5 protein-coding genes and 1 pseudogene are annotated in these 5,446 nt (G+C 36.3%); 4 read left to right on the top strand and 2 right to left on the bottom strand.

Going from position 1 to position 5,446, the window contains the following annotated elements; translation table 11 throughout:
* Positions 1 to 225: 225 nt before the first annotated feature.
* Positions 226 to 423: a hypothetical protein gene (locus KI356_RS12065; RefSeq protein ID WP_212935525.1), complete on the bottom strand. Its 198-nt coding sequence runs from the start codon at positions 421 to 423 to the stop codon at positions 226 to 228.
* Between the two features lie 60 nt (positions 424 to 483).
* On the bottom strand, positions 484 to 1,386 hold the full coding sequence (gene phaZ, locus KI356_RS12060; RefSeq protein ID WP_128280568.1) for an intracellular short-chain-length polyhydroxyalkanoate depolymerase: 903 nt from the start codon (positions 1,384 to 1,386) through the stop codon (positions 484 to 486).
* A 188-nt stretch (positions 1,387 to 1,574) separates the two neighbouring features.
* Here phaZ and KI356_RS12055 point away from each other — a divergent pair, with 188 nt between their 5' ends.
* The 4 genes and pseudogenes from KI356_RS12055 to KI356_RS12040 all read left to right on the top strand — a co-directional run bounded on the left by KI356_RS12055 (position 1,575) and on the right by KI356_RS12040 (position 5,245).
* Positions 1,575 to 1,994 (top strand): MarR family winged helix-turn-helix transcriptional regulator, encoded by a 420-nt coding sequence (locus KI356_RS12055; protein WP_002120698.1) that lies wholly within the window; start codon positions 1,575 to 1,577, stop codon positions 1,992 to 1,994.
* A 15-nt stretch (positions 1,995 to 2,009) separates the two neighbouring features.
* Positions 2,010 to 3,209: an MFS transporter gene (locus KI356_RS12050; RefSeq protein WP_212935524.1), complete on the top strand. Its 1,200-nt coding sequence runs from the start codon at positions 2,010 to 2,012 to the stop codon at positions 3,207 to 3,209.
* A 99-nt stretch (positions 3,210 to 3,308) separates the two neighbouring features.
* Positions 3,309 to 4,568: a serine hydrolase domain-containing protein gene (locus KI356_RS12045; protein ID WP_212935523.1), complete on the top strand. Its 1,260-nt coding sequence runs from the start codon at positions 3,309 to 3,311 to the stop codon at positions 4,566 to 4,568.
* A gap of 306 nt (positions 4,569 to 4,874) precedes the next feature.
* A pseudogene (locus tag KI356_RS12040) lies at positions 4,875 to 5,245 on the top strand (cupredoxin domain-containing protein).
* Positions 5,246 to 5,446 lie beyond the last annotated feature (201 nt).

Below are 5,446 nucleotides of genomic sequence, written 5' to 3'. Positions count from 1 at the left end.
GTACGAATATTAACAATAAAAAAGAAGCTAAAGAATATACTTTTCAGCTTCTTATCCTTCCCAAACTTGTTTGTTCTTTCCCATTGTAATGAAAATATTTAAAATATGGATTTTCATAAAGTGAAACTTTAATCAGTGGGGAGTTTCTCCATCCCCCACTGATTATTAGCCTTCACCAATCGGGCTTTTACGGGCAGTTGATCTCCCCCCTAACTCCTTTGCTTTTCAGGTGGGAGTCTTACTGCCCGTTAATGCGGGATAAAATGAAGGCCCCAATAAAAACTGATGTGTATGGACCATTGGTTGCTGCTGCACTTGTAAAGGAACTACAACTGGTGAAACTTGCATATACATCGGATCAATAATAATTTTTATATATTGATGATTATATGGAGAATGATATATTAAAAATGGATTATGCATTGACTCTCTCCCCTTATACATACAAATGCTATAGTATATGCAAGTTTTATATTTCGGGAATTATTTATTGTCTAACCAATCCTCTACATGCTGTATAAATACATCTAAACAATCAATAAACGGTGAATGCCCGCAATCTTCTAACACCTTCAACTCCGCATTTGGCAAATGTTTCGCTAATTCCTCACCAACTACTTGTGGTACGACATAATCGCGGTCACCTTGTATGACGAGTGTCGGGGCTTGAATACGGTGAATATGTCCATTTCCTCGTACAACACCATTATGTTCGTCTGAAATATTAAATGTAACTAATGCATAATTAACATCAACGAAATTGCGCTGCGTTAACATATCATCTAAATACTTTTCATAACGATCCGGTTCAGGTTGATTATGTGTATATATTAATAGATTCCATACTGTACGGTAATATACTTTATTCATATTTTTTATTGCATCTAGTACGGGTGCAATTTGCACTGGGTCTAGCGCAATTTCTTCTTTCGTTTTTAATAAACTCGATCCAATTGGTTGCCCGTTAATATCTTTTTTAAATATCGGGTACCCTTTCATCCCTACCGATTCTACTAATATTAGCTTTTCTACAAAAGTTGGATGGCTCGCTGTAAACTCCATCGCAACACCGCCGCCCATTGACCATCCCATTAATGAAAATTTCTTTAAATTAAATTTATCTATAAAAAGTTTCACATCTTCTGCAAAGTCTTGTAAAGAATCTATCGCCTTATTATACGTTGATTGTCCAAATCCTCTTAAATCAATTGCGTAAATATGATATTGTTTTTGTAGTTTCTCAATAACTAAATCAAAGTGTTGTGACGATGTCATATTCCCATGAATGAGTACGAGCATTTCTTCATTTTGCCTTCCAACTTCTTGATATGCAATCGTTTCTCCGTTCGATAGTGAAACAAACTCCATTGTTGCAGGCTTAATCATTACAAGTTCCCCCATTCTTTTAATAGAAAGAAAATTCTTTACTTAATTAAAGAATACCATGTAGAATGTATGTTCTCAACATAAAATCTATACGAAATTTCCACATAAAGCAACATGTCTATTACTAGACAATTAAAATAAAAAGGTATATAGTTAGCTAGGTAACTAATTTGAAAGGATCAAAATACATGGACGAAAAACAACATTTTTTTCACCTTGTCAGTCAAACTTCTCGTAAGTTTACGAAGAAATTTAATGAACGTGTATCTCCAACAGGATTATTTAGTGCGCAATGGGCTGTTATTTTCCGCATTAATCAAACTGGAGCTTGTACCCAAACCGAATTATGTCAGTATTTAAATGTTGAATCACCAACGATGACTCGTACGTTAACACGTATGGAAACGATGGGCTGGATTATTCGTACAGAAGGAAAAGATCGCCGTGAAAAGTTGATTTCATTATCTGATACTGCACTAAAAATGATTCCAGTATGGCAAGAAGAAGTTGATTCCTTTGAAGAAAAGACGCTAGAAGGTATTAAAGAAGAAGATTTACATGAAGCTTTTCAATTGTTACAACAAATTATCAAAAATTTAGATCATTAATATGGGGGGATGACGATGCAAAGTGAAAAACTTTGGACGAAGGATTTCCTCGGAACTTGTTTTAGTAGTCTGTTTCTCTTTTTAACATTTTACATGCTTATGACTACTCTGCCTGTCTATGTTATAGACGGCCTAAAAGGAAAACCTGAGGAAATTGGTTTAGTTGCAACTGTTTTTCTTATTTCATCTGTTTTATGTAGACCATTCACAGGAAAATGGCTCGATGATTTAGGAAGAAAGAAAATATTATTTATTTCACTTTCACTATTTTTAGCCGCTACTGTTATGTATTTCGGTACGCAAAGTTTGTTTTTATTGCTTGCCCTTCGCTTCTTACATGGTATTGGATTCGGAATGGCAACAACAGCAACTGGAACAATTGTAACTGATGTAGCACCAGCTCATAGACGCGGTGAAGCGCTTGCTTATTACGGCGTATTTATGAGTCTACCGATGGTAATTGGTCCTTTTTTAGGTTTAACAATTATTTCCCATTTTTCATTTACTGTACTATTTATCGTTTGTTCAGTATTTTCATTACTCGCATTTTTATTAGGATTACTAGTCAATATTCCGCATGAAGCACCAGTAAACAAACAAAAACGAGAAAAAATGAAATGGAAAGACTTAATTGAACCATCTTCTATTCCGATCGCTCTGACAGGATTTGTTTTAGCCTTTTCTTATAGTGGCATTTTATCCTTTATTCCTATTTATGCGAAAGAACTCGGTTTAAGCGAAATTGCAAGTTACTTCTTTATTCTATACGCACTTGTTGTGGTCATTTCTCGTCCATTTACAGGAAAAATATTTGATCGTTTCGGTGAAAATGTACTTATTTATCCAGCTATCATTATTTTCACAATTGGGATGTTCATTTTAAGCCAAGCGCAAACTTCATTTTGGTTCCTTGGCTCAGGTATGTTAATCGGTTTAGGATACGGGACATTAATTCCAAGTTTCCAAACGATTGCAATTTCTGCCGCTCCAAACCATCGACGTGGTTCTGCGACAGCTACTTACTTCTCATTCTTTGATAGCGGCATTGGCTTTGGTTCTTTCATTTTAGGTATCGTCGCTGCCAAATCAAGTTATCATAATATGTATTTTATCGCAGCTATTATCGTTGCGTTCACTTTACTTCTTTATTATGGATTACACGGACGAAAACAAAAATTCAAGAAACAAAGTACAGACAAACAAATATCCGCTTAACGTTCATAAGGAAAGTAAACTTACCCGTTTACTTTCCTTATTTTGTATTTCTTTTAAGACGAGCGTATACTTATAATAGAAACTAAAGGAGGTACCTACATGAATGTAAAGAAATCTCCCCTGCTATTACTGTTACTAGTATTACTATTCGTAGTTACAGGGCTTGGGTTTACTTTTTTTAAACATAATAAAACGACCCCTACTAAAGAAAATGTCACAAAAGAAAACTGGTTAGACGATCCTTACTTACGTTGGTCGTATACACATATGAAAGAATTCACTTTAATTAATGAAGTAAAAAACAATCCTGACCAAGTTGCTCACTTCCCTACCGCGTTACAAAACTTAGACGATTTCGCTGTGGAGCGTGGATTTGGAAATACGACTCCTTTAAAGAAACTTTTAGACGAAAATAAAACAGATGCTTTTGTCGTTGTACATAATGGTCAACTTGTCTATGAGCGATATTTCAATGGATATAACGAGAGTGATCCTCATGGAATGGCATCATTAGCAAAGGTTTTTACTGGTGCAGTCATACAATCTCTCGCTGAAGAAAATCTTATTGATGTAGAAAAAACAGCTGACACTTACATAAAAGAATTAAAAAATACACCGTTCGGAAAAGCAACACTTCAACAATTAATGGATATGCAAGTTTCCGCCCAGTATCCTACTCACGGATATATGCAGCTAGGACTAGAAAATCAAGATGCACAACTATATTTAGCTAGTAATATTTTACCCCGAGGCAAAAACTACGATGGTCCTATGAAAATTTATGATATGTTACTAGAAGCAGAGGAGACTGCGGCAACTGGTTCCACTTTTTCTTACAATAATGGATCAACAGAAACACTCGCTTGGATTATCCGAACAATCACTGGCAAATCGTTAGCTGAAAATGTAAGCGAGCGAATTTGGTCTCAAATTGGTATGGAAGACAACGCTTATTACGTTACAGATGAAACAAAAGTAGAACAAGCAAGCGCTGGTTTAAATGCAACTGCTAGAGATATGGCGAGATTCGGGCAATTACTTTTAAATAATGGTCAATATAACGGAAAACAAATCGTCCCTTCTGCTATTACAGAAAGTGTGAAAGGTGTACAAGAAGGTGAACTCGCAATCGGCATTGGCGCTTCAATTTCTTATCATAATCAATGGTGGATTCCGCACAATGAACAAGGTGCTTTCGAAGTGTTAGGCAGTTACGGACAAACGCTTTACATCGATCCGAAAGCAAATATGGTTATCGTCCACTTCTCTTCTAACGCTGCGCCTAGTAATGAAATCCATTCGGTTTATTCCGATATGTATATTGATATTGCACATCATTTGGAAAAGCTTCCACAGTAGTGGAGGCTTTTTTTATTTACCCCGCTATTTGCCGGGCAGTAAAACTCCCACCTCAAAATTCAGGTGGAGCAAAGAAGTTAGGTGGGAGTCGGGCTGCCCGTAAACGCCCGATTGGTGCGGGCTGATAATCAGTGTGGGATGCCCCCACTGATTAAAGTTTCACTTTACACAAATCCTATTCCAGTTGTCATTTTCTTGTTAGACGATACCGGAAAAATTACTACTTGGAACACACCTAACCCTATTCATAGTGATAATATTTTATAAATTTGAAAACACTAGTGCTTAGGAAAGGAGGGTTTGTGAATGTCTGTGAAAAAAAATTAACTGGATTGATCATTTTACTTGCGATGATTGTAGTTATGACAGCTCTAGGATCACTCAATATATTTGCCGAATCCGACATTGTGAGACAGCCTATTGAGGTTGAATTAAATGATGATTACTTTAATCCGAGTACCATCACTGTTCCGGCTGGGAAAACGACAACGTTACTATTGAAAAACAAAGGAAATAGAGATCACACCTTTACGGTAAAAAAACTCGGAATTGACGCCGAGATCCCGTCAGGAAAAGAAATAACAATTACCGTAAAACCTGAAACTCCCGGTACATATGAACTAATATGTCGGTTCCACTACTTGAAAGGAATGGATGGAAAAGTAATCGTCAAATAAAAAGCAATGCCAATCAACCCTTTCTTTTTTTATAACGTGAAACTCAGATCTATGTGGGGGCCATCCCCCCACACTGAGTGTTAGCCCTCACTAGTCAGTTTTTTACGGATAGCATAAAATCGTTACGTTGTCGTAGCGTAAGAAATTTGTGTTTTGTTGGTGCTACCTCATCGCTATCAAGCTAAAGAATCAAAATCCCCC

Origin of the sequence: Bacillus hominis (assembly GCF_018332515.1) — a bacterium.
GTDB classification, from domain to species: Bacteria; Bacillota; Bacilli; order Bacillales; family Bacillaceae_G; genus Bacillus_A; species Bacillus_A hominis.
The sequence above is the reverse complement of the archived record's forward strand: the minus strand, read 5'-3'. Positions and strand labels throughout refer to the sequence as shown.

Bases quoted from the DNA above. Each gene is read 5' to 3' on its own strand.
- KI356_RS12050 (WP_212935524.1), top strand. From the start codon at position 2,010: ATGCAAAGTGAAAAACTTTGGACGAAGGATTTCCTCGGAACTTGTTTT.
- KI356_RS12055 (WP_002120698.1), top strand. From the start codon at position 1,575: ATGGACGAAAAACAACATTTTTTTCACCTTGTCAGTCAAACTTCTCGT.
- phaZ (WP_128280568.1), bottom strand. From the start codon at position 1,386: ATGATTAAGCCTGCAACAATGGAGTTTGTTTCACTATCGAACGGAGAA.
- KI356_RS12045 (WP_212935523.1), top strand. From the start codon at position 3,309: ATGAATGTAAAGAAATCTCCCCTGCTATTACTGTTACTAGTATTACTA.
- KI356_RS12065 (WP_212935525.1), bottom strand. From the start codon at position 423: ATGCATAATCCATTTTTAATATATCATTCTCCATATAATCATCAATAT.